This is a genomic window from Treponema zioleckii (assembly GCF_014737315.1).
GTDB classification, from domain to species: domain Bacteria; phylum Spirochaetota; class Spirochaetia; order Treponematales; family Treponemataceae; genus Treponema_D; species Treponema_D zioleckii.
In genome coordinates, this window is sequence record NZ_JPUF01000158.1 from 1 (window position 1) to 677 (window position 677).

The 677-nt window shown below is 53.9% G+C and carries 1 pseudogene; it reads left to right on the forward strand.

The features are described 5' to 3' along the window. A pseudogene (locus JI65_RS17005) lies at window positions 1–677 on the forward strand (hypothetical protein); the annotation flags it as partial.

The following is a 677-nucleotide window of genomic DNA, read 5'->3' on the forward strand; positions in this document are numbered from 1 at the left end:
CTGTTGAAGAACATTCCGAAGTCGAAGAGGCCGAACCAGCCGAAGATGCAGGAGAACTTTCCGAAGTCGGGGACGCCGAGCCAGCGGAATCTGCGGAAGAACTTTCCGAAGTCGCAGAAGCCGAGCCTGCCGAAGTTGTGGAAGAACTTTCCGAAATTGAAGATGCTGAACCTGCCGAAGATGCAGAAGAACTTTCCGATGTTGAAGAAGCCGAACCTGCCGAAGTAGTTGAAGAACTTTCCGAGGACGAAGAAGCCGAATCTGCGGAATCTGTTGAAGAACATTCCGAGGACGAAGAAGCCGAATCTGCGGAAGCTGTTGAAGAACATTCCGAAGTCGAAGAGGCCGAACCAGCCGAAGATGCAGAAGATCTCACCGAAGTCGAGGATGCTGAGCCTGCGGAAGATGCGGAAGAACTCACCGAAGTCGAGGAATCCGAACCTGCGGAAGATGCGGAAGAACATTCCGAAGTCGAGGAACCGAGCCAGCCGAAGTTGCAGAAGAGCTTTCCGAAGTCGAAGAGGCCGAGCCTGCGGAAGCCGTTGAAGAGCTTTCTGAGGTTGAAGAGGCCGAGCCAGCGGAATCTGCAGAAGAGCTTTCCGAAGTCGAGGAATCCGAGCCTGCGGAAGCCGTTGAAGAACTTTCCGAGACGAAGAAGCCGAATCTGCGGAAGCTGT